The 26,108-nt window shown below is 70.8% G+C and carries 27 protein-coding genes; 15 read left to right on the top strand and 12 right to left on the bottom strand.

The window, feature by feature from the left end; genetic code table 11:
• Positions 1-12 precede the first annotated feature (12 nt).
• The 3 genes from ASD84_RS07480 to ASD84_RS07470 are packed head-to-tail and all read right to left on the bottom strand — an operon-like array spanning position 13 to position 1,942.
• On the bottom strand, positions 13-798 hold the full coding sequence (locus ASD84_RS07480) for an ABC transporter permease (RefSeq protein WP_056708516.1): 786 nt from the start codon (positions 796-798) through the stop codon (positions 13-15).
• Positions 795-1,544, bottom strand: a complete 750-nt coding sequence (modA, locus tag ASD84_RS07475; RefSeq protein ID WP_056708513.1) for a molybdate ABC transporter substrate-binding protein — start codon at positions 1,542-1,544, stop codon at positions 795-797. The genes ASD84_RS07480 and modA overlap by 4 nt, the downstream gene beginning before the upstream one ends.
• The gene (locus ASD84_RS07470; protein ID WP_056710784.1) at positions 1,541-1,942 is read right to left on the bottom strand and encodes a TOBE domain-containing protein; all 402 of its coding nucleotides are present in this window, start codon (positions 1,940-1,942) and stop codon (positions 1,541-1,543) included. Before ASD84_RS07470 ends, modA begins: the two co-directional genes overlap by 4 nt.
• A gap of 111 nt (positions 1,943-2,053) precedes the next feature.
• Here ASD84_RS07470 and ASD84_RS07465 point away from each other — a divergent pair, with 111 nt between their 5' ends.
• Positions 2,054-2,635 (top strand): DUF4245 family protein, encoded by a 582-nt coding sequence (locus tag ASD84_RS07465; RefSeq protein ID WP_056708510.1) that lies wholly within the window; start codon positions 2,054-2,056, stop codon positions 2,633-2,635.
• A 71-nt stretch (positions 2,636-2,706) separates the two neighbouring features.
• Positions 2,707-3,855, top strand: a complete 1,149-nt coding sequence (locus ASD84_RS07460; RefSeq protein WP_056708507.1) for a hypothetical protein — start codon at positions 2,707-2,709, stop codon at positions 3,853-3,855.
• 3 nt (positions 3,856-3,858) lie between these two features.
• On the opposite strand, the gene ASD84_RS07455 is transcribed toward ASD84_RS07460, so the two are convergent.
• Both ASD84_RS07455 and xseA read right to left on the bottom strand, forming a co-directional pair.
• Positions 3,859-4,071 carry an exodeoxyribonuclease VII small subunit gene (locus ASD84_RS07455; RefSeq protein WP_056708505.1) on the bottom strand — a complete coding sequence of 71 codons (213 nt, stop codon included), beginning with the start codon at positions 4,069-4,071 and terminating at the stop codon, positions 3,859-3,861.
• Entirely contained in the window at positions 4,068-5,300 is a 1,233-nt protein-coding gene (xseA, locus tag ASD84_RS07450) for an exodeoxyribonuclease VII large subunit (protein ID WP_056708502.1), read from the bottom strand. The genes ASD84_RS07455 and xseA overlap by 4 nt, the downstream gene beginning before the upstream one ends.
• A 48-nt stretch (positions 5,301-5,348) precedes the next feature.
• Between xseA and ASD84_RS07445 the strand changes: the two genes are divergently transcribed.
• Genes ASD84_RS07445 through ASD84_RS07425 form a run of 5 tightly spaced genes read left to right on the top strand, consistent with a single transcriptional unit; the run spans position 5,349 to position 8,660 of the window.
• Positions 5,349-6,275: a PfkB family carbohydrate kinase gene (locus ASD84_RS07445; RefSeq protein WP_056708498.1), complete on the top strand. Its 927-nt coding sequence runs from the start codon at positions 5,349-5,351 to the stop codon at positions 6,273-6,275.
• Between the two features lie 17 nt (positions 6,276-6,292).
• Positions 6,293-7,126, top strand: coding sequence for a tRNA pseudouridine(38-40) synthase TruA (gene truA, locus ASD84_RS07440; RefSeq protein WP_056708495.1), 834 nt, complete (start codon positions 6,293-6,295; stop codon positions 7,124-7,126).
• Positions 7,123-7,722, top strand: a complete 600-nt coding sequence (locus tag ASD84_RS07435) for a class I SAM-dependent methyltransferase (protein WP_056708491.1) — start codon at positions 7,123-7,125, stop codon at positions 7,720-7,722. Before truA ends, ASD84_RS07435 begins: the two co-directional genes overlap by 4 nt.
• A 24-nt stretch (positions 7,723-7,746) precedes the next feature.
• Positions 7,747-8,427 carry an SIMPL domain-containing protein gene (locus ASD84_RS07430; RefSeq protein WP_156391651.1) on the top strand — a complete coding sequence of 227 codons (681 nt, stop codon included), beginning with the start codon at positions 7,747-7,749 and terminating at the stop codon, positions 8,425-8,427.
• Positions 8,424-8,660 carry a hypothetical protein gene (locus ASD84_RS07425; protein WP_056708489.1) on the top strand — a complete coding sequence of 79 codons (237 nt, stop codon included), beginning with the start codon at positions 8,424-8,426 and terminating at the stop codon, positions 8,658-8,660. The genes ASD84_RS07430 and ASD84_RS07425 overlap by 4 nt, the downstream gene beginning before the upstream one ends.
• A 13-nt stretch (positions 8,661-8,673) precedes the next feature.
• Here the strand turns inward: ASD84_RS07425 and ASD84_RS07420 are convergent, their stop codons facing one another.
• Both ASD84_RS07420 and ASD84_RS07415 read right to left on the bottom strand, forming a co-directional pair.
• A complete protein-coding gene (locus tag ASD84_RS07420; RefSeq protein ID WP_056708486.1) occupies positions 8,674-9,339 on the bottom strand; it encodes a slipin family protein in 666 nt (221 codons plus the stop codon).
• Positions 9,340-9,656: 317 nt separating this feature from the next.
• Positions 9,657-10,331, bottom strand: a complete 675-nt coding sequence (locus ASD84_RS07415; RefSeq protein ID WP_056708483.1) for a maleylpyruvate isomerase family mycothiol-dependent enzyme — start codon at positions 10,329-10,331, stop codon at positions 9,657-9,659.
• Positions 10,332-10,370: 39 nt separating this feature from the next.
• Here ASD84_RS07415 and ASD84_RS07410 point away from each other — a divergent pair, with 39 nt between their 5' ends.
• Positions 10,371-10,952 (top strand): SigE family RNA polymerase sigma factor, encoded by a 582-nt coding sequence (locus tag ASD84_RS07410; protein WP_235532838.1) that lies wholly within the window; start codon positions 10,371-10,373, stop codon positions 10,950-10,952.
• The gene (locus tag ASD84_RS07405) at positions 10,945-12,216 is read left to right on the top strand and encodes a hypothetical protein (protein WP_056708480.1); all 1,272 of its coding nucleotides are present in this window, start codon (positions 10,945-10,947) and stop codon (positions 12,214-12,216) included. Before ASD84_RS07410 ends, ASD84_RS07405 begins: the two co-directional genes overlap by 8 nt.
• 18 nt (positions 12,217-12,234) lie before the next feature.
• Here ASD84_RS07405 and ASD84_RS07400 read toward each other — a convergent pair whose 3' ends face one another.
• From ASD84_RS07400 to ASD84_RS07390, 3 genes are all read right to left on the bottom strand, one after another.
• Entirely contained in the window at positions 12,235-12,417 is a 183-nt protein-coding gene (locus tag ASD84_RS07400) for a hypothetical protein (protein ID WP_056708478.1), read from the bottom strand.
• A gap of 87 nt (positions 12,418-12,504) precedes the next feature.
• A complete protein-coding gene (locus ASD84_RS07395) occupies positions 12,505-13,521 on the bottom strand; it encodes an HNH endonuclease signature motif containing protein (protein ID WP_156391649.1) in 1,017 nt (338 codons plus the stop codon).
• Positions 13,485-13,802 carry a hypothetical protein gene (locus ASD84_RS07390; RefSeq protein WP_056708472.1) on the bottom strand — a complete coding sequence of 106 codons (318 nt, stop codon included), beginning with the start codon at positions 13,800-13,802 and terminating at the stop codon, positions 13,485-13,487. Before ASD84_RS07390 ends, ASD84_RS07395 begins: the two co-directional genes overlap by 37 nt.
• Before the next feature lie 205 nt (positions 13,803-14,007).
• Between ASD84_RS07390 and ASD84_RS07385 the strand changes: the two genes are divergently transcribed.
• The 4 genes from ASD84_RS07385 (at position 14,008) to ASD84_RS07370 (ending at position 17,877) form a co-directional block, all read left to right on the top strand.
• The gene (locus ASD84_RS07385) at positions 14,008-14,802 is read left to right on the top strand and encodes a GNAT family N-acetyltransferase (RefSeq protein WP_056708469.1); all 795 of its coding nucleotides are present in this window, start codon (positions 14,008-14,010) and stop codon (positions 14,800-14,802) included.
• 54 nt (positions 14,803-14,856) lie between these two features.
• Positions 14,857-16,557: an ABC-F family ATP-binding cassette domain-containing protein gene (locus ASD84_RS07380; RefSeq protein WP_056708466.1), complete on the top strand. Its 1,701-nt coding sequence runs from the start codon at positions 14,857-14,859 to the stop codon at positions 16,555-16,557.
• Complete coding sequence (locus ASD84_RS07375) at positions 16,554-17,582, top strand: GNAT family N-acetyltransferase (RefSeq protein WP_156391647.1); 1,029 nt, start codon at positions 16,554-16,556, stop codon at positions 17,580-17,582. The genes ASD84_RS07380 and ASD84_RS07375 overlap by 4 nt, the downstream gene beginning before the upstream one ends.
• Positions 17,583-17,694: 112 nt before the next feature.
• Entirely contained in the window at positions 17,695-17,877 is a 183-nt protein-coding gene (locus ASD84_RS07370) for a DUF5302 domain-containing protein (protein ID WP_056708462.1), read from the top strand.
• 9 nt (positions 17,878-17,886) lie between these two features.
• Here ASD84_RS07370 and ASD84_RS07365 read toward each other — a convergent pair whose 3' ends face one another.
• A complete protein-coding gene (locus ASD84_RS07365; protein WP_056708460.1) occupies positions 17,887-19,083 on the bottom strand; it encodes a S1C family serine protease in 1,197 nt (398 codons plus the stop codon).
• A gap of 70 nt (positions 19,084-19,153) precedes the next feature.
• A complete protein-coding gene (locus ASD84_RS07360; protein WP_082573378.1) occupies positions 19,154-20,791 on the bottom strand; it encodes a long-chain-fatty-acid--CoA ligase in 1,638 nt (545 codons plus the stop codon).
• A gap of 92 nt (positions 20,792-20,883) precedes the next feature.
• Here ASD84_RS07360 and ASD84_RS07355 point away from each other — a divergent pair, with 92 nt between their 5' ends.
• Both ASD84_RS07355 and ASD84_RS07350 read left to right on the top strand, forming a co-directional pair.
• Positions 20,884-24,750: a Pls/PosA family non-ribosomal peptide synthetase gene (locus ASD84_RS07355; protein ID WP_235531012.1), complete on the top strand. Its 3,867-nt coding sequence runs from the start codon at positions 20,884-20,886 to the stop codon at positions 24,748-24,750.
• On the top strand, positions 24,750-26,045 hold the full coding sequence (locus ASD84_RS07350) for a M1 family metallopeptidase (RefSeq protein ID WP_056708454.1): 1,296 nt from the start codon (positions 24,750-24,752) through the stop codon (positions 26,043-26,045). The genes ASD84_RS07355 and ASD84_RS07350 overlap by 1 nt, the downstream gene beginning before the upstream one ends.
• Positions 26,046-26,108: the final 63 nt, after the last annotated feature.

Here is a 26,108-nt window from a genome sequence, read left to right as displayed (position 1 = left end):
GCCGTGGGGTGGTCACGACGCCACCCGGGGCCGGACCAGCCCGATGACCACGATCGCCACCACCACCAGCAGGAGGGACATCGCGACCGCCGCGTCGGCGTCGGTGACGCGGAGGTTGTAGATCAGCAGCGGCAGGGTCCGGGTGGTGCCTTCGAGGCTGCCGGCGAAGGTGATGGTCGCGCCGAACTCGCCGAGCGACCGGGCGAAGGCAAGCACCGCACCGGACGCGAGGCCCGGGAGGACCAGGGGGAGGGTGACGCGGCGCAGCACCGTGGTGGGTACCGCGCCCAGCGAGGCGGCCACGACGTCGTACCTCTCCCCGGCGGTGCGCAGAGCCCCTTCGAGGCTGACCACGAGGAAGGGCAGCGACACGAACGTCTGGGCCAGCACGACCGCGATCGAGGTGAACGCGATCCGGACCCCGAAGGCCTCGAGGTGTTCGCCGAGCAGGCTCTGACGGCCGAAGGTGGCGAGCAGGGCGATGCCGCCGACGACGGGTGGCAGCACGAGGGGCAGCAGGACGACGGAGCGGAGCACGCCCAGGCCGCGGAACTCGCTGCGGGCGAGCACGACGGCGAGGGGCACGCCGAACAGCAGGCACAGGACGGTGCTGGCTGCCGAGGTCCGGATGCTCAGGCCCAGCGCGGACATCGCGGCATCGGAGGTGACCAGCGACCCGAAGTCGGCCCAGTTGATCCGGGTGGCGAGCGAGGCGACCGGGAGCACCACGAACACGACGGCGAGCGCTGCCGGGACGAACACCCAGCGCGGCAGTCCGACGTGTCGAGTGCGACTCATGGCGTCGGCGGTCCGAATCCGGCATCAGCAAGGACCTGCTGGCCCGTCGCGCCGAGCACCAGGTCGATCCACTCCTGAGCGAGGTCGGGGTGATCGGAGCCCTCGACCGCGACCAGCGGGTAGTGGTTGACGACCGAGGCTGCCTCGGGGAACTCGATGCCCTCGACCTTGTTGCCGGCGCCCTTCACATCGGTGACGTAGACCAGCCCTGCGTCGGCCTCGCCGGCCTCGACCTTGGCGAGGACGTCGGTCACCGACTGCTCCTCGCTGACCGGTTTCAGTGTGAGGCCGGCACCTTCGGCGACCGACCTGGCGGCGTTGCCGCACGGCACCTCGGGGGCGCACACGACGAGCTGCAGGTCCTTCTTGGTGAGGTCGGACAGCGTCTTCACTCCGGCCGGGTTGCCCGGCGGCACGGCGATGACCAGGGTGTTGGTCGCGAACTCGCTGGGGTCGCCCGCGGCGAGGTCGGCGTCGACGAGCTTGTCCATGTTCTTGTTGTCGGCGGAGGCGAACACGTCGGCCGTGGCGCCCTCGGTGATCTGGGCGACCAGGTCGGAGGAGCCGGCGAAGGAGAGCTTGACGTCGACGTCCGGGTGGTCGTCCTCGTACTGCTTCTCGAGCTCCTCGAAGGTCTGGGTCAGGGAGGCGGCTGCGAAGACGGTGAGCGTCTCCTTGCCGCCGTCGCCGTTCCCACCACAGGCGGCGAGGGGGACGAGCAACAGGAGCGGAAGCAGGCGCCTCATCGGACCGGCCTCTCGACGACGACATTGGTGGACTTCACCGAGGCGATGGCGCGAACGCCGGGCTCGAGGCCGAGCTCGACGGCGGCCTCGGTGCTCATCAGGGACACGACGCGGTACGGCCCGCACACCATCTCGACCTGGGCCATCACGGTGTCGGTCACGACGCGGGTGACGATGCCGGTCATCCGGTTGCGTGCGCTGACGGCGCCTGCCCGGGTGCGGTCGTGCTCGGCCTCGTCGACCAGTGACGTCGCGAGCGCGGCGAGGTCGGCACCGGGGATCACGGTGCGGCCGTCGGTGCTGCTGCTCGGCACCCGGCCGGCGTCGATCCACCGGCGCACCGTGTCGGTGCTGACCCCGAGGAGCTCGGCGGCTTCGGCCACGCGATAGTCGGTCATGGCGCCCATTGTGTCGCACCTGCGACTGATTTGGTTCAAATGAGACGCAAATGCGCGTACGCCGTCCCCGGCTGCCGTCCGCCGAGGCGTCCCCGGGATACTTGAGCCGTCATGAGCGCCCCGAAGACAGAGCCCACCGGAAAGGCCGGCCGCTACCAGCGATCGGCTGCCGGGCTGGTCACCTCCCTGGTCGTGACCGTGATCGGGCTCGGGGCGCTGCTGTACTTCACCGGTGCGTTCCGGCACGACCTCGAGATCAAGCCCGAGGCGATCGAGTACGCCGAGACGATCGAGTCGGCGCAGCAGGCCGGGCTCACGCCGACCTATCCCGCGACGCTGCCGGACGGCTGGATCGCGACCGGCGTCGACATCGTTCCCGGTGACGACCCGGTCTTCATGGTCCGCCTCCTGACCGACGACGGAGACTTCGTCGGGGTCCGCCAGGAGGACTCCACCATCCCGGCGTTGCTGGCGCAGTGGGTGGACGAGGAGACGCAGGTCGCCGACGCCTACACCGTTCCCGCGAGTGTCAGCAGTCCAGTCGTGCGGAAGTGGAAGGGCTACACGGACGACGGTGGCGACACCGCGTTTGCGGCTGAGTACGGCGACGACACGTTGATCGTGTTCGGCTCGGCCCCGGCCAAGGACCTCCAGACCATCATCGACCGCCTGACCACCGCGCCGATCCGCTGACGGAACCGCTGACGGAACCGCTGACGGAACCGCTGACGGAACCGCCGGCGACGTGAGAGCGTCGTAAGGCCATGCGCCGCCTGCTGCCGTTGGTCATCGCCCTGACCTTGCTGGGCCTGCCGGCGTGCAGCCATGAGAACGACGCCGACCCCGCGCCCGAGCCGGCCCGGGCCAGTGACCAGCCCGAGTGGCAGCGGCTCCCCGACTTCCCCCTCGCCGAGCGGGACGGACCGGTCGTGGTGTGGACCGGCAGCGAGGTGCTCGCTGTCGGAGGTGACGTCGGCGAACCCTGCCCGCCCAACGCGTCCTGTGTGAAGGCGACAGAAGCAGCGACCGACGGCGCCGCGCTCGACCCGGCCACCCGGACCTGGCGCCGCATCGCCGATGCGCCTCGCCAGATCGCGGCGTACAACCGCGGCGTGGTCGTGGCGGGGCGGCTGTTCATCCGGGTCGACGAGAGTCTGTTGTCCTACGACGTCGCCAGGGACCGTTGGACGACGTTGCCTCGTCGCATCAGCGGCTGGTACGACCTGGTCGCGGATGGCGACCGACTGGTGCTCGTCAGCGGGAGCGACGAGGACGGGAAGCGTGCGGACCTCGCGTACTCACCGGACACCGACGAGTGGTCCGACCTCCCGGACGACCCGCTCGGCCCCTCGTTCGGCCGTTCCATGGTCAGCACTCCGTACGGGCTGCTGCTCGGGGCCCACGCCCTGGTCGCGAGTCCCGGCGGCGGCGCGCGTCCGTCGTACGTGGAAGCGGCCTTGCTGCAACCGGACGGCACCTGGCGCGAGTTCGGAGTGGGGGAGTGGACGGGCGGTTTCGACGGCGCGCTGGGCGATCGGGCCATCGGGCTCAGCCTGGCCACCTCGGACGGCGGTGGTGATCCGCCCGGCGACTACGGGCGCCAGGTCCCGGCGGGCGGGCGCCTCGACCTGCGCACGGGCGCCTGGTCGGCCCTTCCGCAGCCCGCGGAACGCTCGACCGGCTGGGGTGTGTACGCCCCCGACGGACGCCTGATGGCGAGCGAGGGCTACGTGTACGACGACCTCAGCGGCACCTGGCTGCAGGTGCCTCAGCCGACGGGTGCCTCGGAGCAGCCCGGCCCGGCGGTGTGGGCCGGCGAAGAACTCATCGTGGTCACCGCCCTGGCAGCCCAGTCGTGGACCAAGGAGGCGAGGAGCAACGAGGCCTGGTCGTGGACGCCGGTCCTGCGTTAGGAGCTACTCCTCGTCGCCGGCTTCGAGCACGGCGTCCAGCCGGGCTCGTGCACCGTCGATCCAGTCCTGGCAGACGGTGGCGAGCTTCTCGCCGCGCTCCCAGAGCGTGAGCGACTCCTCGAGGGTGGTGCCGCCGGCCTCGAGCTGACGGACCACCTCGACCAGCTCGGCGCGGGCGTCCTCGTAGGACGGAGTCTCGTCAGTCAACTCACTCATGGGCTCTCCTCGATCAGTTCGGTCGTGGTGGCGGTGGCGTTGATCCGGCCGTCGGCGACCCGCACGACCAGTCCGGCCCCGGCGGTGACCCCGGCGGCGGACGTGACGACGTGGCCGTCGGCATCCTGCAGCACGGCGTACCCCCGCTGCAGGGTGGCCAGCGGTGAGAGCGCCTTGACCCGCGCCCGGCGGTGGCCGATGTCGTCGGCTGCCCGGTCGAGCCGGGTCTCGAGCTGGCGGCGGATCCGGACCCGCCAGTCGTCGAGCTCCTCGGCGCGCGCGTCCAGGAGGGTGCGCGGATCGGCGAGCACCGGCCGGGACCTGATCGCGTCGAGCTGTCCCTGCTCCCGGTCCAGCCGCATCGTGACGGCCTGACGGATGCGTGAGCGGGCCTCGATCACCCGGCTCCGCTCCTGGAGCATGTCCGGCACGATCAGCTTGGCCGCGTCGGTCGGAGTGGAGGCCCGGAGGTCGGCGACCAGGTCGAGCAGTGGGGAGTCCGGCTCGTGGCCGATCGCCGACACGATCGGGGTGCGAGCAGCAGCGACCACGCGGATCAGGCCCTCGTCGGAGAAGGGCAGCAGGTCCTCGACCGAGCCACCTCCGCGGGCGATCACGATGACGTCGACCTCGGCGTGTGCGTCGAGGCGGCGTACGGCGTCGATCACCTCGGCCGCGGACTTGTGGCCCTGCATCGAGGCGTAGGCGATCTCGAAGACGACCGCTGGCCAGCGGCGGGTGGCGTTCTCGACCACGTCGCGCTCGGCGGCGGAGCTGGCTGCGGTGACCAGTCCGACCCGCGCCGGAAGGGTCGGCAGCCGCCGTTTGCGCTCGGTGGAGAAGAGACCTTCAGCAGCCAACAGCTGGCGGCGCTGCTCGAGGCGGGCAAGCAGCTCGCCGAGACCGACCATCCGGATGTCGCGGGCCTGCAGCGACATGCTGCCGCGGTTGGCGTAATAGGTCGGCTTCGCGTGGATGACCACGCTGGCGCCCTCGGTGACCGGGGTGGCGAGTCCGTCGAACAGGACGCGCGAGCAGGTGACCGGCACCGAGATGTCGGCGACCGAGTCGCGCAGGGTGAGGAAGACCGTGGCCAGCCCGGGCCGACGACTGATCTGGGTGACCTGGCCCTCGACCCACACCGCGCCCAGCCGGTCGATCCAGCCCGAGATCGCGTTCGCGATCGCCCGGACCGGGGCCGGCTTCTCGAGCGAGGTCTCCAGGGTCACGCCCGCGAGCCTATTTGATCGGGCCGACAACAACGGCACAGTGGGGCCGTGACGACAGCCCTGGTGATCGGTGAAGCCGTGCTCGACGTGGTGCAGGTGCCCGGAGCGGTGCCCGTCGAGCGGCCCGGAGGCTCGGCGGTCAACGTGGCCGTCGCCCTGGCCCGGCTGAGCCGCCCGGTCCGGCTCGCGACCGCCTACGGTCCCGACGCCGCCGGCGAGCTGCTCGCTGCGCACCTGCGGGATGCCGGTGTCACGCTCGCGGGCGATCCGCAGGTGCTGGCATCCAGCCCGCGCGCGGACGCCGTCATCGACGCGACCGGCGCGGCGTCGTACACGTTCGAGGTGGGGTGGCAGCTGCCCGCCGATGTCGTGCCCGATCCGCAGGCCGATCCGTCGCACGTCGTGCACGTGACGTCGCTGGCTCCGTTGCTCGCCCCGGGTGCTGCGGACGTGTTCGCGCTGGTGGAGCAGCTCAAGGTCACCACCACGGTGTCGTACGACGTCAACCTCCGCCCCGCGATCACCGGCACCGGACCCGAGGTGGTCGCCGGGGTGACGCGGATGGCGGCGCTCGCCGACCTCGTGAAGGCGTCCGACGAGGACCTGTTGGCCCTGTGGCCCGACCAGGACCCGGGGGAGTCGGCGTCCCGCCTCCTCGAGCTGGGTCCGTCGGCCGTCGTCGTGACGCACGGCGACGGCGGTGCTTCGTGGCACTCACGCTGCGGCTGCGACTGGTGCACCGGCGGCATCCACGCCCAGATGGTCGAGGTCGTCGACACCATCGGCGCCGGCGACACGTTCGGCGCAGCACTGCTCGACCACCTCTGGCCACTGCTCGGCGCCGGCGGTGGTGACCGGATCGCCGCACTGGACGCGGAGGAGTGGATCGCTGCGCTGGAGTACGCCGCCAAGGCAGCCGCGATCACCGTCGGCCGGGTGGGCGCAGACCCGCCGACCCGCGCCGAGATCGTCTGACGCCCTACGATTCACGCGTGCGGTTGCGGATCGATCTTGCCTATGACGGCACCGAATTCCGGGGATGGGCCACCCAGCCGGGGCTGCGGACGGTGCAGGAAGACCTGACGACGGCGCTGACCACGGTCCTGCGCATCCCCGAGGGCTCGCTGACCGTGACCGTCGCCGGACGGACCGACGCCGGCGTGCACGCGCGCGCCCAGGTCGCCCACGTCGACGTCCCCGAGGACCTGGTGGCCGTCGCACCCGACCAGCTCTACCGCCTCGGTCGCCGCGTCAACGGCGTGCTCGGTCGTGACGTCCGCGTCCACCACATCGTCCCCGCGGCGGACGGCTTCGACGCGCGCTACTCCGCACTGTGGCGGCGCTACTCCTACCGGATCGCCGACGCGCCGGCCCTGATCGACCCGCTGCGCCGGCGCGAGGTGCTGCGCTGGGGACGGCACCTCGACGGGGACGCCATGAACGAGGCCTCGGCCTCCCTCATCGGCCTCCACGACTTCGCCGCGTTCTGCAAGAAGCGTGAAGGCGCGACGACGATCCGCACGTTGCTCGAGTTCGACTGGCGACGGGACGACAGCGGGATCCTGGTCGGCCACGTCCGGGCCGACGCCTTCTGCCACTCGATGGTGCGCGCACTCGTCGGGTGCGTCGTCGCCGTCGGCGAGGGACGCAGGTCGGTCGCCTGGGCGGCCGAGGTGTTGACCGGCAAGCAGCGGGACCAGGGTGTGACCGTCGTTCCTGCGCACGGCCTGGTACTCGAAGAGGTCTGCTACCCGGCCGACGACCAACTCGCAGCCCGGGCCCAGCAGACCGCCGCCCGCCGTACTTCCACCGAGGCGCCTTCATGAGCGACGAGCACTACTTCACCGCCGATCCGTCGGTGCCCTTCCAGCGCGAGACCGCCTACGCGGCCGTGTGGGGGCTCGAGCTCCAGCTGCAGAGCGGGTCCGGGGTCTTCGCCCGTGGCCGCCTCGACAGCGGTACGTCGATCCTGTTCCGCGAGACCGAACCACCGAAGGGTGGCCGGATCCTCGACCTCGGGTGCGGGTACGGCGTCATCGGGCTCGCCGTCGCCGCTGCCGTGCCGGACGCGGTCGTCACCGCCGTCGACGTCAACCAGCGCGCGGTCCTGCTGGCCAACGAGAACGCCGCGTCTCTGGGCGTCGCCGACCGCTTCATGGCGTCGGTGCCCGAGGAGGTGCCGGCCGATGCGGAGTTCGACGAGATCTGGTCGAACCCGCCCATCCGGATCGGCAAGGAGGCGCTGCACGAGCTGCTGCTGACCTGGCTGCCGCGGCTCGCGCCGGACGGCCGTGCCGTGATGGTGGTCGGCAAGAACCTCGGCGCCGACTCGTTGCAGCGCTGGCTCGGTGAGCAGGGCTTCCCGACCACGCGGCTGGCCAGCGCCAAGAGCTTCCGCGTTCTCGAGACCCGCCGCGCCTGAGGACCTTCCTCCTAAGGTGGGTCCATGCCCACCGAGTTCACCGTCCGCGGTTCGCACACCGCCTTCCAGAGTCCCGAGCGCGGCACCGTGATGGCGACGCTCGGCTTCGAGGGTCCGGAGCTCAAGCCCGTGTACAACCGCGTGGTCAACGACCTCGACGCGGTGAAGAAGTCGATCCAGGTGCTGCACAACCCCGAGCACGGTCCGGTCACCTGGTGGGCGACGAAGCACATCCGCACCTGGGCCAACCGCCCGTGGAACCAGGACGGCAAGCAGCTGCCGCTGGTGCACCACGCGAGCATCAGCCTCGAGGTGAAGTTCCGCGACTTCACGAAGCTCACCGACTGGGTCGGGCGCCACGTCACCGGCACCGCCGGTTTCAGCCTCGACGGCGTCGTGTGGGCGCTCACCGAGAACAACCGGCAGGACCTCGAGCGGGCGGTCCGCACCCGCGCCGTCCAGGACGCCTCGCGCCGCGCCCAGGAGTACGCCGACGCGCTCGACCTCGGAACGGTCCGACCCGTCGCGGTGGCTGATGCCGGCATGCTGACGATGGGCATCTCGCCCATGGACGGGGGCGGCGCGGCGCCGTACATGCGCATGGCCAGCATGGCCAAGGACTCCTCCGGCGCCAGCGAGCTGGAGCTCTCGCCCGAGGACATCGAGGTCTCCGCCCAGGTGGACGCGCGGTTCGTCTCCGAGTGAACCTCTCCGACGTGGCGCGGCTGCTCGACCGGCAGGGAGAGCTGACCCACGAACGCGCCGCCGTGCTCCAGCAGGCGGCCGCGCCGGACCGGCCCGGTCACTACAAGTGCACGCACCCCGAGCTCAGCGGCCACGGGTGGTCGCACCCGTGGCCGGACGAGGAGATGACGCCGCACGCGTGCTGTCGCGAACACGAGCACTGCCCGGCCGAATGGGCGCGCGTCAGGGAGTGATGGGCCAGCCGCCCTACTGCGGCGTCTGCTCGGAGTCGAGCGACACCTTGAGGGTCGAGCCATGGGGCATCGCCTGCACGATCCGCATCCGGGCGAGCGCCGGGTGGTCGTCGAGCAGCTTCGCTGCATTGGCCAACGACCGCAGGGCGGCCGTCTCGGCACGCGCCTGTTCGAGCAGTACCTGTGCCTGCTGCTTGGCCGTCACGAGGCTGGCGCACGCCGTCCGGAGCTCCAGCGGCAGGATGACGTCCTTGATCGCGACGTCCAACACGTCGATCCCGACGGTGTCGGCGGCTGCGCGTGCGGCCGCCGTCAGTGAGGGACCGAGCCCACGGACAACGGTCAGGGCTTCATCCACGGGGACGCCGACCAAGGCGTCGCGCAGGGTGACCTGAACGGCCAGGTAGACGAACGCCAGCGGTTGGGCGGCGTGCTCAGTGAACCGGACGGCATCGGCAACGCTCCAGCGAATCACGGCGGTCACCTTCACCGCGAGGCCGTCGGCGGTGAGGACCTCCTGAGGGGAGACCTGCTCCAGCCGCTCACGGACGTCGACAGGAACGTAGGTCGCGTCGGAGCGCCGTCGATGCTTGCCCGGCTCGAGCGTGCGTGTCGGGTGCCCCGGACGTTGCTCGAGGAGCCGTTCCCCGGGTGAGGCAATGATGGTGAAGAGGGACATGACGGCTTCTCCTTTCGCGTTGTCGGCCATCGGTGGAGCTTGAGTGGGAGGTGACGCCGGACGAAAACACACCACCAGCGGGACCGGATCGTCGTACTGACCGTTCCGGTCGCAAGGCTGGGAAGTGCTGTTGTCTCCGTCCGACGCCACCATTGCAGAGGACTTGAACCTCGGGCGCTTGCGCGCCTTACCAGTGGTGCCTTCTCAGGGCCATGCGAGGTACAACGCGCAGAATGGGTTCGGCACACCGAACCGCCCTGCTGATCTCGCAGGGAGAGGCTACGGCGAGAGCGGGCCGGGCGCCTATCGAATATGGGTCAGGGCGTGACAGCGGCAGTGGCCAGCACAGTGGCGGCATCGCCCGCGACGGGCTGGCGGTTCCAGAGCATCAACAGCAGGTCGGCAGCGGGCGCGGTCAGTTCAGCGACTGGCTCGGTGTCGCCCAGGTCGAGCGAGCGGTCGAGGTCAGTCGCCACGAAGCGCACGGTGCCCTGCAGGGGCTGGGTGCGCCCGAGCTTGATCTGGCGCGGGTAGAAGAGCGTCGCCACCTCGTCGACTCCGTCCCAGGCGTGCTCGGGGGAGACGGAGATGGCCCACTCCGCTGCCCGTCCCTGGGAGGCGAGGGCGTCGTACAGGTGGATGGTGACTTCCTGGGTCTGGCGGCGGCGCCAGAACGCGCTCACCGGTTCTGGGCCGAAGGTCCACACGTGCTCGTCGGGAGGCGTACGTCGCAGCGCGTCGAGCAGGGTGCCGGCCGCGGCCCGGTAGCCGGCGACGAGCGACGCACGGTCAGTGCTGACAGGATCGGTGGCGCCATCGGGGTTGCCTGCGATGACGGCGTTGGCCGCCCACGCGTGCACCCACCGGGTGTGCTCGCCGAGCTCGGTCAGCGTCCATCCAGGGCAGTCGGGCACGGGTGCCGCCAGGTCGCCGGTCTCCAGCACCTCGGCGAACCGATCCGTCGTCGTCTGCAGCAGGTCGATCCACTCCATGGCCGAATCCTTGCAGCAGACTCGCAACAGGATCGCGACTTGCAGCGTTGGAGGGGTGTGGAAGCGGTGATGGAGTCGAGTGGGGCGGACCCCGTGGCGCTCGCGCAGGCCCCGGCGTTCGATGCCTGGGTCGCGGCGCGCGGCCCGGCATTGTTGCGCCTCGCCTACGTGTTGACGGGCAACGCGGCCGATGCCGAGGACGTGGTGCAGGACGCGCTGTCCCGGGCGTTGCCGCGCTGGGACCGGATCGCCCGGGTCGAGAACCTCGATGCGTACGTCCGGCGAATGGTCGTCAACGCGCACACCTCGTGGTGGCGGAAGTTCCGGCGTCGCGAGTCGCCGTCGGAGTTCGTCGGTGGTGGCGAGGTCGTCGCCGGCCCCGGCGAGGGTCCGGGCCATGACGAACGGGCGCGGATCTGGGCCGCCTGTCAGGCGCTGCCCGAGGCGCAACGGACCGCCGTGGTCCTGCGTTTCTACGAACAGCTCGAGTACGACGAGATCGCAGCGTTGACCGGGGTTCGCGAGGGCTCCGTCCGTTCGCGGGTGTCCCGCGGGATCGCCGTACTCAGGACCGAACTGGGCAGTCTGCACGACCAGGACATGGGTGAGCGTGATGAGTGACTTCGAGGAGCAGGTGGGCGCGACGCTCGCCGCAGTCGCCGAGGAGGCGCCGGATGCGTCTGGCCTGGCCGCGGGCGCCCGCCGGCGCCATCGGGTACGACGCCAGCGGCGGATCGCCGTCGGGGGAGTCGCAGCGGCACTCGTGGTGGCGGTGTCCGCCGTCGCGCTGGTGGCAGGGGGTGGGGACGACTCGATCGCCCACGACCCGACCGAGCGGCCCTCGGGTGCCTGGCAGACGATCTCGGAGGGCGATCTCCGCGCTTCGTTGCCGCCGGACTGGAAGGCCTATGACTGCGCGGGAGACGACGCCACGCCGACCGTGTACGCGGCGCCCGACGAGGATCCGTGCGGCGACGGCACCGGCACCTACTTCGAGGACCGCCAGACCTATGAGCCCCTTGCGGCTCCGGCTGTCGTGACTCGTCGGCTGGGCGACGGCCGCGCGTACTGGACCACCTTCGTCTACCTCGACGACCGGGTGCTCAACGTGACCACCACCGACCGTGACCTCGCCCGTCAGATCCTCGCCACTGCTCGGCACGATGGTCAACCGGTCATCGACGGGTCGCGGTGGGTGTCGTTCGAGCGCAACGGCATCGGGTACGACATCCCTGCGTTCTGGGGAGTCGGCGAGAAGGGCGACCGCAGCGGCTACTCGGTCTGTGCGGTGTCGGGTGCCCTCGACGAGGGGATCGGCGAGCAGCTCGACGACCGACGCTACCGCTACAACAGGGCCTTCGGCGACCATCAGGTCACGATCGTCGCGCCGACCAGTGCGGTGGCCGACATCGTGTGGGCCTCGCTCAACGAGGCTCCGGACGCGGTCGGCGGCGGGTGCACCGAGGAGGACTTCAATGTCGGCCTGTTGCTGCCCGAGGGGAGTTCCGGAGCGCCGGTCGAGGGGGAGGAGTCAGCGTCGTCAACGACCACGACCGCGATCACGACCACCGATGCTGCGGTTGCCTTCGGCGCGGACCTGGCGCGCTTGTACGCCGGCGGCGGGGACTATCCGATCGACATGTTCGAGGTGGAGAGCCTCATGGAGGACGGCGACCTCGCCCGCTTCCCGTCTGGACACCGCCTGAACACCTACTTCCGGCTCCTGACGCAACCGGGCGTCCTGTTCTGCCTCGTCAACGACACCACCGGCGAGTACGCCGCCTACGACAGCAGCGAGGGTGGCCTGATCGGCCACGGTACGACCGACCCTGACGAGGCCACCGCCTTCGACAACGCGTGCAACGCGGCCATCAACAACGGCTGAATCCGGGCGTACCCGACGTCAGGAGCGGTAGGGATGCTCGTCGCGGAGGTACCAGACGGTCCAGGTGACGGGGAAGAACAGGCCTGCCATGAGCGCGACCGCCAGCCCGGGGCTTCTGCGCCGCTGGCCGGATGACGTCAGCGCCATCAGCGCCACCAACGAGATCGTGGCGAGGGCGGCAACGACCAGCGCGACGGTCATGGGGCCAGTGTGCGGCGCCCGGGGCGGTTGCACCAGTGCCTGAGCATGCCTCGAGCCCCGCTGGTGGGCGGGGTACGAGCGGGGGAGCTATTCGTCGGGGTCGACGGTGCGGGGTGGGTCGAGGGCTTGGGTGCCGTTGGGTCCGACGAGGAAGTGTCGGCAGTTCGGGCTGATCCACAAGTAGTGCCCGGGCAGGACGATCACGTACCGCCACCGGGAGAAGGTCTTGGCGCGGTGGTGCCGTCGACAGGCGGGGACGAGGTTGCAGGGGCAGGTGGGCCCGCCCTTGTTGTGCGGAGCGACATGGTCCAGATCGCACTTCACCGCGGGCCTTGTGCACCAGGGGAATCGGCAGGCGTGGTCGCGGAGCTCGACTCTGCGTCGGATGCGGTCGGGGATCTCGTAGGAGTCGACCGGCACACAGTCGTTGAGGTCGATGACGGGGCGGACGATGACGGTGGTGTCTCTTGCGCGGAGCCATTCCTTGATCTGGGCCGTGCTGATCGGTGCGCGGCCTTCGTCCCAGCGTCCGACCGGGTTCACGTCGGGCTTCGCGAACGGGTTCTCGTCGTTGGTCGAGGAGGTCGCGCTGCGACCGTCTCGAGACCCGGTGATCGTGGTGTCGGTGATGTGGACGTTCAGGACGACCTTGCGACCCGGTGACTGGGCGATGACTTCGCCGGTCTTCTCATCCGCGAACAGCAGGTCCAGGGAGAGGTCTTGGCGGGCCATGTCCCCGATACCGCGTGCGCGGCGGACGTCCAGGGACGATTCGTCGCCGAGTTTCCCGCGCTGGATCGCGCGCCGGGTGGCGGCTTGGTCGAAGTCGTGACCGTCCGCGGCATCGACCAGGGCGTCGACGCGGACGCGTCCGTGCTGGTCGACCTGGCGGTCGACGTTGACGAACAGGTTCTCGTTCGCGGCCTGTCGTTCGGCTTCGGCACGTTCGGGATCGAACCGCAGGATTGCCTCAGTCACGAGGCGGTCGAGCTGAGCCCAACCCACGCCACCGACCGCGGCCAACTGGCGGTCCACGAACGCCGCAGCCTCGACGTTCAACGACCGGGTCAGGTCAGCGATGCGCTCGGCACGCCACGGCGCCAACCTGCCCTCCACCACCCGGCGTAGATGCCGGGCAGCCGCCAGGCGCACTCGATGATCCGACCCACATAGGCACGGCCACCGTCAGGTGAGCGGCCGAGGACTGCGACGAGCTCCATCAGCGCGAACTCCGACACCAGCGGTGCACCGTCGCCTGCGATGGGGACGCCGGTGTCGATGACGCCGTCGATGATGGTCGCGGCCTGCTCCGGGGTGGTGACGGTGTGCTGGTTGGCCCAGGTCACCAGGTCGCGTCCGGTCAGTTCGCTGTTCCCCTGCTCCATACCTGTATTGGATCATGAGGTGGCGACACAACCACGGCCCGGAAACCCGCCTGTGGACAGGGGAAATTCTCCACTTGGGTTGTGGAGAGTTGATGGACGGTGGGTGGTCTCGAGACGGTTGCTGCGCAACCTCCTCGACCAGCGGCGCAGCCAAGCCACCGAAAGTCGGTGGTCGCGACAACGCCGCTTCGCGAGGATGGGCGTCATGGACGACCATGCCCGATTCCTTGCGGCGTACGACGAACAACTGCGCACCGACGCCGAGACACCGAGCGCGATCGCGGTGACCGGGCACGGCCCGCTGCGGCTGGTGACGTTCGCAGGCGGACGCGGCTTCGTGACGTACCAGCACCTGGCCGGTGCGGACGCGGACGTGATCGCCGGACTCGTCGGTGCGGCGCTCGCGCACTTCCGGGCGGACCCTGAGATCACGCGGGTGGAGTGGAAGACCCGGGGTCACGACCGCGCGCCGGGACTTCACGAGAGCCTTCTGGACCACGGGTTCGTTGCGGAGGAGCCGGAGTCCATCATGATCGGCGCAGCGCAGAGCCTGGCGGTCGACGTACCGCTGGCCGACGGTGTGACGCTGCGTCAGGTCAGTGCGGAGCACGATGTGCGTGCGATGAGCGAGATGAGCGCGCGGGCGTTCGGTGACACGCCCGACGAGGGCGCCGAGATGGCCGAGGCGTTGCTGCGCAGGCTGGCGCTCGACGACGGGATGGAGCTGTGGGTCGCCGAGGCGGACGGACAGGTCGTCTCGGCCGGCCGGCTCGAGCCGGTCCTCGGGACCGACTTCGCCGGCATCTGGGGCGGGTCGACCCTGGCGGAGTGGCGTGGACGAGGGATCTATCGGGCTCTGACCGCAGCACGGGCACGGTCGGCACTGCGGCGGGGCAAGACCCTCATCCACAGCGACTCCACCGAGTACTCCCGCCCGATCCTCGAGCGCTACGGCTTCCTCAAGGTGTCCACGACCACGCCGTACGAATGGCGCCGCTGACGGTCCCGGTAAAGCGGTCGCACCACCACTGCCCATGCCGGACAATCACCTCTCGTGGGTCACGTAGAGGTTGCAGGTCTCCGGTACGAGCTGCCTGACGGGCGGCTGCTCCTCGACGACGTCGCGTTCCGGGTGGGCGAGGGTGCCAAGGTCGCGCTCGTGGGTGCCAACGGGGCCGGGAAGACCACGCTGTTCCGCATCATCACCGGTGACCTCACCCCTCACGCCGGCGTGGTCACCCGCTCCGGGGGGCTGGGCGTCATGCGGCAGATGGTCGACCGGGGCCTCGCGGACCGACCGACGGTGGGCGACCTGTTGCTCAGCCTCGCCCCCGAGCGGGTCCGTCGTGCCCAGGCGGAGGTCGACCGGTGGGAGCTCGCGCTCATGGACACCGACGACGAGAAGACCCAGATCGCCTACGCCACGGCGCTGTCGGAGTACGCCGACGCGGGCGGGTACGACGTCGAGGTGATCTGGGACGTCTGCACGGTCAAGGCGCTGGCACTCCCGTACGACCGCGCCAAGTACCGCGAGCTGCGCACCCTGTCGGGCGGTGAGCAGAAGCGCCTGGTGCTGGAGTACCTCCTCGCCGGGCCGGAGGAGGTGTTGCTGCTCGACGAGCCCGACAACTTCCTCGACGTGCCCGGCAAGATCTGGCTGGAGCAGCGGATTGCCGCGTCGGACAAGACGATCCTCTTCATCAGCCACGACCGCGAGCTGCTCGCCAACACGGCCACGCACGTCGTCACGGTGGAGCTCGGGGCGGGTGGCGGCGGCAACAGCACCTGGACGCACGCGGGCAGCTTCACGTCGTACCACGAGGCGAGGAAGGACCGCTTCGCCCGCTTCGCCGAGCTGCGTCGCCGCTGGGACGAGGAGGAGGCGAAGCTCAAGGCGCTGGTGCTGCGGCTCAAGATCAAGTCCGAGTACAACGACGGCATGTCGTCGCAGTACCGCGCCGCCCAGACCCGGCTCCGCAAGTTCCAGGAGGCCGGACCGCCGACCGAGCAGCCCCGCGAGCAGCAGGTGACGATGCGCCTGTCGGGCGCCCGCACCGGCAAGCGCGCCGTCGTCTGCGAGGACCTCGAGCTCACCGGCCTGATGAAGCCCTTCGACCTCGAGGTCTGGTACGGCGACCGGCTGGCCGTGCTCGGGTCGAACGGCTCCGGCAAGTCCCACTTCCTGCGGCTCCTGGCTGCCGGAGGCAGTGACCCGGACATCGAGCACCAGCCCGTCGGCGACGCCGAGATCGTCGCCGTCCCGCACACCGGGCGCGCGCGGCTCGGCGCACGGGTGCGGCCGGGTTGGTTCGTGCAGACCCACGAACACCCCGAGCTGACGGGCCGGACGCTGCTGGAGATCCTGCACCGCGGCGACGGTTCGCCGAACGGGCGCAAGGGCATGGGCCGGGAGCAGGCAGCCCGGGTGCTCGATCGCTACGAGCTGGCGGTGACGTCGGAGCAGAAGTTCGAGTCGCTGTCCGGTGGCCAGCAGGCGCGGTTCCAGATCCTGTTGCTCGAGCTGTCCGGCGCGACCCTGCTGCTGCTCGACGAGCCGACCGACAACCTCGACGTCCAGTCGGCCGAGGCGCTGGAGGAGGGACTGGCGGCCTTCGACGGGACGGTTGTCGCCGTGACCCACGACCGCTGGTTCGCCCGCGGCTTCGACCGGTTCTGCGTCTTCGGCAGCGACGGCGGTGTCTACGAGTCGGACGACCCGGTGTGGGACGAGGCGAGGGTGGTGCGGACGCGATGAGCGGGCTGCGGGTCGTCGAGGTCGCGCGCGGCGACGAACGAGCCGTGGCGGCATGGGTCGATGTGGCGGTCACCGCCGAGAGGCACGATCTCGGCGACCATGCGGAGTACTGGTCGCAGGCCGAGCTGCTGCCCCTGGTGGGAGCGACCGAGGGACTGCGCCAGTTCCGGCTGTTCAGCGGATTCCTGGACGGCGAGGTCGTCGCCGCCGGCCGCATGCAGCTGTCGCTGAAGGACAACCTCGACCTCGCGGAGCTGCACGTCGGTGTCCTCCCGGAGGTACGACGACGCGGACTCGGCAGCGCGCTGTTGACGCACATCGAGGCACAGGCGCGGATCGCCGGCCGCACGCGCGTGGAGGGCTTCCCGTCGTGGCTGCCCGACGGCCCCGAGGACGGCGCTGGAACGACCGGTGCGGAGTTCGCCCGCAGCCACGGCTTCACGCTCACGCTCCCTGACGTGCAGCGCCAGCTCCACCTGCCGGTCCCCGACGACCTGCTGGACGCCCTGACGCGCGAGGCGGCGCCGCACCACGCCGGTTACGAGCTCCGCTCCTGGGCGGGTCCGATCCCGGAGGACCTCGTCGTGAGCTGGCTGGAGCTGTCGACCACCCTGGCGACCGAGGCGCCGACCGGCTCCGGTGTCCACGAGAACGAGGCGGTCGACGTCCCCGCCTTCCGGGAGTCCGAGGTCCTGCAGGCGGCGCAGGGTCGGACGATGTGGCACACGGTCGCGCTCGACGAGACCCGTCGGGTGGTGGCCTACACGCAGCTCGCCGAGACCCTCCCCGACAACCCGTTCCTCTTCCAGTGGGGCACCCTCGTCCATCGGGACCACCGCGGCCATCGGCTGGGACTGGCCGTGAAGGTGGCCAACCACCGGGCGATCCAGGCGGGCAGCGACGTGGCGGGCCGTCGTACCGTCACCTGGAACGCGGGGGTCAACGACCACATGATCGCCATCAACGAGCGGCTGGGCTTCGTCCGCGGCGCGCGCGGCGGCGAGTTCCAGAAGCAGCTCGACTGACCTGGTCGGCGTCCCGAGGCGGGGCCGACTCACCGGTTATTGGCTTCCCAAGCAATGCTGGGGGATGCGACGGTGGAACCGTCACCGTCCGCACCGAGGAAGGAATGCCCCCATGGCTGCCAGCAACGCGAACGACGACCTCAAGGCCAAGATGCGCGAGGCCCTCGACCGCAAGAACAACAAGGGCAAGAGCCTGACCGAGGATGTCCCCGGCAAGGAGAAGGCCCACGGTTCCGAAGTCGTCGGTGGCGCTCCCAAGATGCACCGCCGCAAGGCAGGTGGCGGCGGCTCCTGAGCCTGACCGTCAGCCGTCCGACCCGAGCTTCAACTTGGTTGTGCGCTCCTTGCCGCCCCGCAGGTACGTCACCTTCACGGTGTCGCCGGGGCGGTAGGAGCGCACGGTCGCGATCAGGCCGTCGCTGTCCTCGATGCGGCGGTCGTCGATCGCGGTGATCACGTCGCCCGCCTTCAGTCCGGCGTCGGATGCGGCCGAGCCGTCCTCGGTCTCCTCGATCTTCGCGCCCGACACGGTCGTGTCGCTGGAGCCGGCGGTGCCGGCGGCGTTCGAGACCTGGATGCCGAGGCGTGCGTGCGTCGGGGTCTCGCCACCTCGCAGCTGCTCGATGATCGGCAGCACCTCGTCGATCGGGATCGCGAACCCGAGGCCGATCGAGCCGGACTCCGCGCCCGCACCCGACCCGGTCGAGCGGATCGAGGCGTTGATGCCGACGAGCTGGCCGTCCATGTTGACCAGCGGACCCCCGCTGTTGCCGGGGTTGATCGCGGCGTCGGTCTGGATCGCCGGGTAGGCGGTCACGTTGCCCTTGGCGTCCCGCGCCACCTGCACGGGCCGGTCCAGCGCGCTGACGATGCCGCTGGTGACGGTCGCGTCCAGCCCGAACGGTGAGCCGATCGCGACGACCTGCTCACCCACGTCCAGGTTGCTGGACTTGCCGATGGTGATCGGGGTCAGGTTGTCGACGCCCTCGACCTTCACCAGTGCGGTGTCGGTCAACGGGTCGGTGCCGACGACCGTCGCCCGCGCCTTGGTGCCGTCGCTGAACGACGCGGTCACCTCGGCCTGGTCGGCCGGGATCTCGCCGCCCAGGGTGACGACGTGGTCGTTGGTCAGGATCAGGCCGTTGGCGTCGAGCACGACGCCCGAACCGCTGCCGGAGTTGCCCCCGCCGCTCACGTCGAGCGCCACGACCGAGGGGAGTACGGCGGCCGCGACACCTTCGACGCTGCCGGAAGCCGCTTGCTTGTCGCCCGTGTTGACCACCTGGAGCGGCGCGCCCGCGTTGGAGCCGGACCCGCCGGTGGCGGCGTCGTAGATCGCCGCACCGCCGATCCCGGCGCCGCCCCCGACCAGCAGGGCGCCGGTCAGCACCAGCACCGCGAACCCGGACCGCTTCGGCCGCCGCGTGGGAGGGGGTGACCCCATGGGCGACGCGGACGGGAAGAACGGCGGTGCGGGCGGAGGAGGCAGGACCTGGGTCATGCGTCCACTGTGGCGAGGGTCCCTGTGACTGCGCTGAGACCCCGTTGAGGACTTGCCCTGAGAACCCGGCTCAGACTTGGCGGTCCCGCGACTCCCAGTAGGGCTTGCGCAGCTCGCGCTTGAGCACCTTGCCGGTGGGGTTGCGGGGGAGGGCTTCGACGACGTCGACGGAGCGGGGTGCCTTGAACCGGGCCAGCCGCTCGCGCGTCCACTCGATCAGCTCGGTCTCGGACGCGTCGGAGCCCGGCTTCAACGCCACGACCGCCTTGACCGACTCTCCCCACTGGTCGTCTGGGACGCCGATGACGGCGACCTCGAGGACGCCGGGGTGCTCGGACAGCACTCGCTCGACCTCGGGGGAGTACACGTTCTCGCCGCCGGTGATGATCATGTCCTTGAGGCGGTCGGACACGAAGACGTAGCCGTCCTCGTCGACGTGGCCCATGTCGCCGGTGCGGAACCAGCCGTCGGCGACGAGCACCTCCGCGGTCGCCTCGGGCTTGTTCAGGAAGCCCTTCATCAGCTGCGGCGTGCGGAACCAGAGCTCGCCGTGCTCGCCGGTCCCCACCTCCTCGAGCGTGCCGGGGTCGACGATCTTCACCTCGACCTCGGGCACCGGCTTGCCCGCCGAGACCAGCCGCTCCGGGTGTCCGTCGGCGATGGCGTTGCGGTGGTCCTCGGGCATCAGATGGGTCACCACACCGGCCACCTCGGTGAGGCCGTAGACCTGGATGAAGTCGGTGTCGGGCCACGCCTCCATGGCCGCGCGGAGCAGCGGCGGCGGCATCGGCGCGGCGCCGTACGTGTAGGTCTTGAGGGCCCCGAAGAGCTTGACCGCGTCGGGCCCGGACTGCAGCACCTGGGCGAGCACGGCCGGCACCAGGAAGGCGCGGTTGGCGCCCGCCATGATCGCGCCGGCCAGCGATGCCGCGTCGGGTTCACGCGTCATCACGCTGGGGATGCCGTCGTGGATCCCGAACAGGACCCACGACGACCCGCCGACGTGGAACAGGGGCATCGCCACCATCGACTTGTCGCCGGGCTCGAATTCCCAGCCCTCGTGGGCGTTCACCGTGTGCTTGACCATGTTGCGGTGGGTGAGCATCACGCCCTTGGGGCGACCGGTCGTGCCCGATGAGTACATGATCAGGCAGACGTCGTCCTCGAGGACGTCGGGACCGTCGTCGCAGGCGACCGACTCGGCGAGGAACTGTTCGTACTCGTCGCCCTCGGCACCGTCCGGGGTCACCTCGATGATCTTCTGGACGTTCGGGAGCCGGTCGCGAATCGCCGCGATCGTCGGCATCAGCTCGCTGCCGACGAAGAGCACCTTGGCGCCGGAGTCGTTGACGGCGTAGTCGATCTCGTCGCCGGCCGAGCGCCAGTTGATGATCGCGTTGGCCGCACCGATCGAGCCGGCGGCGAGGCTGATCTCCACGCAGGCCGGGTGATTCTTGTCGAGGAACGACACGACGTCGCCGCGGGCGATGCCCAGCTCACGCAGTCCGCCTGCCGCGCGGTGCACGCGTTCGTGCCACTGGGCCCACGTCCAGGTCCGGCCGAGGTAGGTCATCGCCTCGGCGTCGGGTGTCGCCGCCGCCCAGTAGTTGAGCCGGTCGTCGACGTACGTCGGCTCCGAGGCATGGGCCGGGGGCCATGCCCGGGTGGCTGATGGGGACGCTGATGTTGACTCGGTCGTCGCACTCACGTCCCGGATTGTGTCCCAGGTCACAGCGATGCACAACGATCCCCTCGATGCGTGGCCATCCTCCGTTCACCTCCGTCGGCAACGATCGAGATGTGAGCACCGTTTCGTCGCCCCTTCTTCGAGGCGACGAGGCCCCCGCGTCGCGCACCCTCGTCGAGATCTTCCGTCGTACGGCGGCCGACCACCCCGACGCGATGGCGCTCGACAGCGGCAACGACACCGTCACGTACGCCGAGTTCGGCGAGGCAGCCACCGTGGTCGCGCACGACCTGGCTGACCTGGGCATCGGACCCGGCGACAAGGTCGGGGTCCGGCTGCCGTCCGGGACCACCGACCTCTACGTCGCGATCCTGGGGATCCTGTTCGCCGGCGCCGCCTACGTGCCGGTCGACGCCGACGACCCCGAGGAGCGCGCGCGCCTGGTCTTCGGGGAGGCCGACGTCGCCGCTGTCATCGGCACCGGCCTGGTCATCGAGTCACGCCGTGAACGTGCTCCCCGCGACCGCCGCGACCCGGTCCCCGAGGACGACGCCTGGGTGATCTTCACGTCCGGCTCGACCGGGACGCCCAAAGGTGTCGCGGTCACCCACCGCAACGCCGCGGCCTTCGTCGACGCCGAGGCCCGGATGTTCCTCCAGGAGCAGCCGCTCGGCCCCGCCGACCGGGTGATGGCGGGGCTCAGCGTCGCGTTCGACGCGAGCTGCGAGGAGATGTGGCTGGCCTGGCGGTACGGCGCCTGCCTGGTGCCCGCACCTCGCGCGCTGGTGCGCAGCGGGGTGGACGTCGGCCCGTGGCTGGTCGCCAACAAGGTCAGCGTCGTGTCCACCGTGCCGACGCTGGTGAGCCTGTGGCCCGACGACGCCCTCGAGCAGGTCCGGCTGCTGATCTTCGGCGGCGAGGCACTTCCGCCCGAGCTCGCCGCCCGCGTGATCCGTGAGGGCCGAGAGGTCTGGAACACCTACGGCCCGACCGAGGCGACCGTCGTCGCGTGCGGCGCACTGGTCAGCGCAGACGGCCCGGTCCGGATCGGACTGCCGCTGGCCGGCTGGGACCTGGTCGTCGTCGATGCCGAAGGCCATCCGGTCGCCGAGGGCGAGCGCGGCGAGCTGATCATCGGTGGCGTCGGCCTGGCCCGCTACCTCGACCCTGCCAAGGACGCCGAGAAGTACGCCCCGATGCCGACTCTCGGCTGGGACCGCGCCTATCGCAGCGGCGACATCGTCATCAACGACCCGGTCGGACTGCTGTTCGCCGGTCGCGCCGATGACCAGGTCAAGGTCGGTGGCCGTCGCATCGAGCTCGGCGAGATCGACTCGGCCCTGCTCGCCCTCCCCGGCGTCAGCGCTGCGGCGGCCGCCGTCCGTCGTACGGCGACCGGGAACCAGCTCCTCGTCGGCTATCTCACCACCACCCCGGCGTACGACGCCGCGTCGGCCACCGCGCACCTGCGGGCCACGATGCCGGCGGCCCTCGTGCCGCGGCTGGCTGTGGTCGACGACATCCCGACCCGCATCTCCGGCAAGGTCGATCGTGACGCGCTCCCGTGGCCGCTGGCCGCCGGGGACCCGGCCGACGCCGGCCTGCACGGCACGTCGGCGCGGATCGCCGAGGTGTGGCAGCGGGTCATCGGTGCGCTGCCCGACGGGCCGGACTCCAACTTCTTCGACCTCGGGGGCGGCAGCCTCACGGCCGCCCAGGTCGTGACGATCCTGCGGGCCGACCACCCCGAGCTCACCGTCGCCGACATCTACGAGGTGCCGACCGTCGCCGGCCTCGCCGCGCTGCTCGACACGCTCGAGCCGTCAGCGCTCGCGGAGCAGAGCCGCAAGGTGATGCCGATCCCGCGCAAGACCCAGCTGGGACAGGTCGTGGCCGTGCCGCTGTTGCGGTCGCTCGCTGCGCCCCGTTGGCTCGCCGGGACGCTCACGCTGTCCCGCCTGCTCCACGACGTGCTCGGCGTCGCGTGGCTGCCCGCCGTGTCGTGGTGGGTGCTCGTTCCCCTGCTCGTCGTCTTCGTCAGCCCGGTCGGCCGGATGCTCGTGTCCGCGAAGCTCGCCCAGGTGGTGCTCGCCGGGGTGCAGCCGGGGAGCTATCCGCGTGGCGGGAAGGTGCACCTGCGGATCTGGGCCGCCGAACGCCTCGCGGACGAGCTGGGTGCGACCCGGATGGCGGGGGCGCCGTACATCACCTGGTACGCCCGACTGCTCGGCGCGAAGGTCGCCCGAGGGGCCGACCTGCACTCGCTGCCGCCGATCACCGGCCACCTCACCGTAGGCAAGGGGGCCTCGGTCGAGCCCGAGGTCGACCTGACCGGCTACTGGATCGACGGCGACACCCTGCACGTCGGTGGCATCCGGATCGGCGACCGCGCGCGGGTCGGGACCCGTTCCATGCTGTGTCCCGGTGCTGTCGTCGGCGACGACGCCGAGGTTGCCCCGGGATCGGCCGTGTTCGACGACGTGCCCTCGGGTGAGTTCTGGTCGGGTGCCCCGGCGACCCGCGCGAGCTCCGCGGCGCGCGGCCCCTGGGCGGAGCGGCCGGCCGCCTCGCGGCGTTCGCTGCGCCGGTGGGCGATCTCGTACGCCGCCGCCGCGGCCGGACTCGCGCTGCTGCCCTCGGTCGCCGTCACCGCGGTCGTGCTGCCGATCCTGCTGGTCGCCGACCTCGACGAGACCGCCAGCGCCGGCGAGGCGTTGGGTGCCCTCGCGCCATGGCTGGTGCCCGCTGTCGTCGCTGGCTGTGTCCTGCTCGCGGGCCTTGTCCTCGTCGTGGTGCGCCTGCTCGGCCGCGGCGTGCTGCCGGGCGCGCACCCCCTGCAGAGCCGGCCCGCGCTGAGCGTGTGGGCCACGATCCGGGTGCTCGACGAGGCGCGGACCTGGCTGTTCCCGCTCTACAGCTCGCAGCTCACCCCCGGCTGGCTGTGGCTCCTGGGTGCGAGCATCGGCAAGGACGTCGAGGCATCGACGGTGCTGATGATCCCGTCGCTGACGACGGTGAGCGACCAGGCGTTCCTCGCCGACGACACCCTCATCGGCGGTTACGAGCTCGGCGGTGGCTGGCTGCGCGCCGGCCAGGTGAAGGTTGGAAAGCGCGCCTTCGTCGGCAACTCGGCGATGGCTGCCCCCGGCCGCAAGGTCCCGAAGCGCTCGCTCGTCGCGGTGCTGTCGGCCGCGCCGGCCCGCAACACGATGAAGGCGGGGGAGTCGTGGCTCGGCAGCCCGCCCGCGCCGCTGCGTCGCACCGCACAGGGCTCCGCCGACGAGCGGACCTATGCGCCCCCGACGCGCCTCAAGGTCGCCCGCGCCTGCTGGGAGATCGCCCGGCTGGTGCCCGTCGTCCTCACGGTCGCCCTGCACGTGGCGGTCGTCCTGGGCACCGTCGCCGTCTGGGCCGAGTACGGCGCCGTGGCCGGCGTGGTCGTCGTACCCGTGCTGTTGTGGGGCGCCGGCCTCGCTGCTGCCGTCACCGCGATCGCCGCGAAGTGGCTGCTGGTCGGCCGGGTGAAGGCAGGTGCCCACCCGCTGTGGAGCTCCTTCGTCTGGCGCAACGAGCTGGCCGACACGTTCGTCGAGGTGCTCGCGACTCCGTGGTTCGCCGGCCTGGCGACCGGTTCGCCGCTGATCAACCTGTGGTTCCGCGCGATGGGCGCGCAGGTCGGCCGCGGCGTGTGGTGCGAGTCGTACTGGCTCCCCGAGCCGGACCTGGTCGACCTCGGCGACGGAGCGACCGTCAACCAGGGCAGCGTCGTGCAGACGCACCTCTTCCACGACCGGCTGCTCGTGACCGACACGGTTCGGTTGCGACGAGGCGCCACGCTCGGCCCGAACTCGGTCGTGCTGCCCGCCGCGGTGCTGGGCCGGCACGCTACCGTCGGCCCGGTGTCCCTGGTGATGAGAGGCGAGACGGTGCCCGACAAGACCCGCTGGATCGGCAACCCGATCGGCCCGTGGGCCGAGTAGTGCCGCTACCCACCGCCGATCCGTACCTCCCCGGCCACGGCGACCCGTCGTACTCGGTCCGGCACTACGACCTCGACGTCACCTATGTCCTCGAGGGCAACCGGTTGCGCGGCACCACCGTCCTCGACGTCGTCATCGACGAGGAGACCTCGCGCCTGGTCCTCGATCTCGCGCACCTGCAGGCGAGCAAGGTGCGTGTCGAGGGGGCCCGCCTCAGGAAGTGGTCCGCGCGCGACCAGCGCCTGGTGCTCCAGCTCGCGGGGCCTGCGGCTCGAGGTGCCGAGCTGCGGATCACCATCGCCTACGGCGGCACCCCGCAACCGATCATCGACGAGCACCACGGCGACGCGGGGTGGGAGGAGCTCGCCGACGGGGCCATCGTCGCGGCCCAGCCCCACGGCGCGCCCACCTGGTTTCCCTGCAACGACCGGCCCGACAACAAGGCGACCTACCGGATCACCGTGTCCGCGCCGTGTGGCTACACCGTGGTCGCGAACGGCGCCCTGGCCGACCACCGCCGCAAGGCGAGTGTCGAGACCTGGTGCTACGAGATGGACGAGCCGATGGCGACCTACCTCGCGACGGTGCAGATCGGTCGCTACCTCACCGTGCAGCACGACGAGGCGACCCGCACGATCGGACCGGCGGACGCCGACCTCGACGGCTCCTTCGACCAGCAGCCCGCGATGATGGAGTTCTTCGAGCGGGCCTTCGGCCCGTACCCGTTCGATGCGTACGCCGCCGTCATCACCGACGACGACCTCGAGATCCCGCTCGAGAGCCAGAGCCTGTCGACCTTCGGCCGCAACTTCTGCACCGACGACTGGTCGCACGTGCGGCTGATCGCGCACGAGATGGCGCACCAGTGGTTCGGCAACGCCGTCACCCTCGCGCGCTGGCAGGACATCTGGCTGCACGAGGGTTTCGCCTGCTACAGCGAGTGGTTGTGGTCCGAGGAGTCCGGCGGACCGCGCACCTGTGACGAGTGGGCGCGCCACCACCACGACAAGCTGGCCGACCTCGACCAGGACCTCGTCCTGGCGGATCCGGGTCCCGCGTTGATGTTCGACGACCGCGTCTACAAGCGCGGCGCCCTGACCCTGCACGCACTGCGCGTCGACGTCGGCGACACCGCCTTCTTCGAGGTCCTGCGCGGCTGGGCGGCAGACCGGGCGGGGGCCTCGGTCACCACCGAGGAGTTCCTCGCCTTCGCGACCGACCGCACCGCCCGGGACGTGACGACGCTGCTCGAGCCGTGGTTGTACGACGCCGACCTGCCGCCGTACCCGGGCTGACAACGGCAGATGCCCCACGTGAAGCACGTGGGGCACCTGTACCGGTCAAGCCAGGAGCGGTGG

It is taken from the genome of Nocardioides sp. Root682 (genome assembly GCF_001427795.1).
Lineage (GTDB): Bacteria > Actinomycetota > Actinomycetes > Propionibacteriales > Nocardioidaceae > Nocardioides.
Note: the sequence above shows the minus strand (reverse complement) of the source record. Positions and strands in the feature narration are given on the sequence as shown.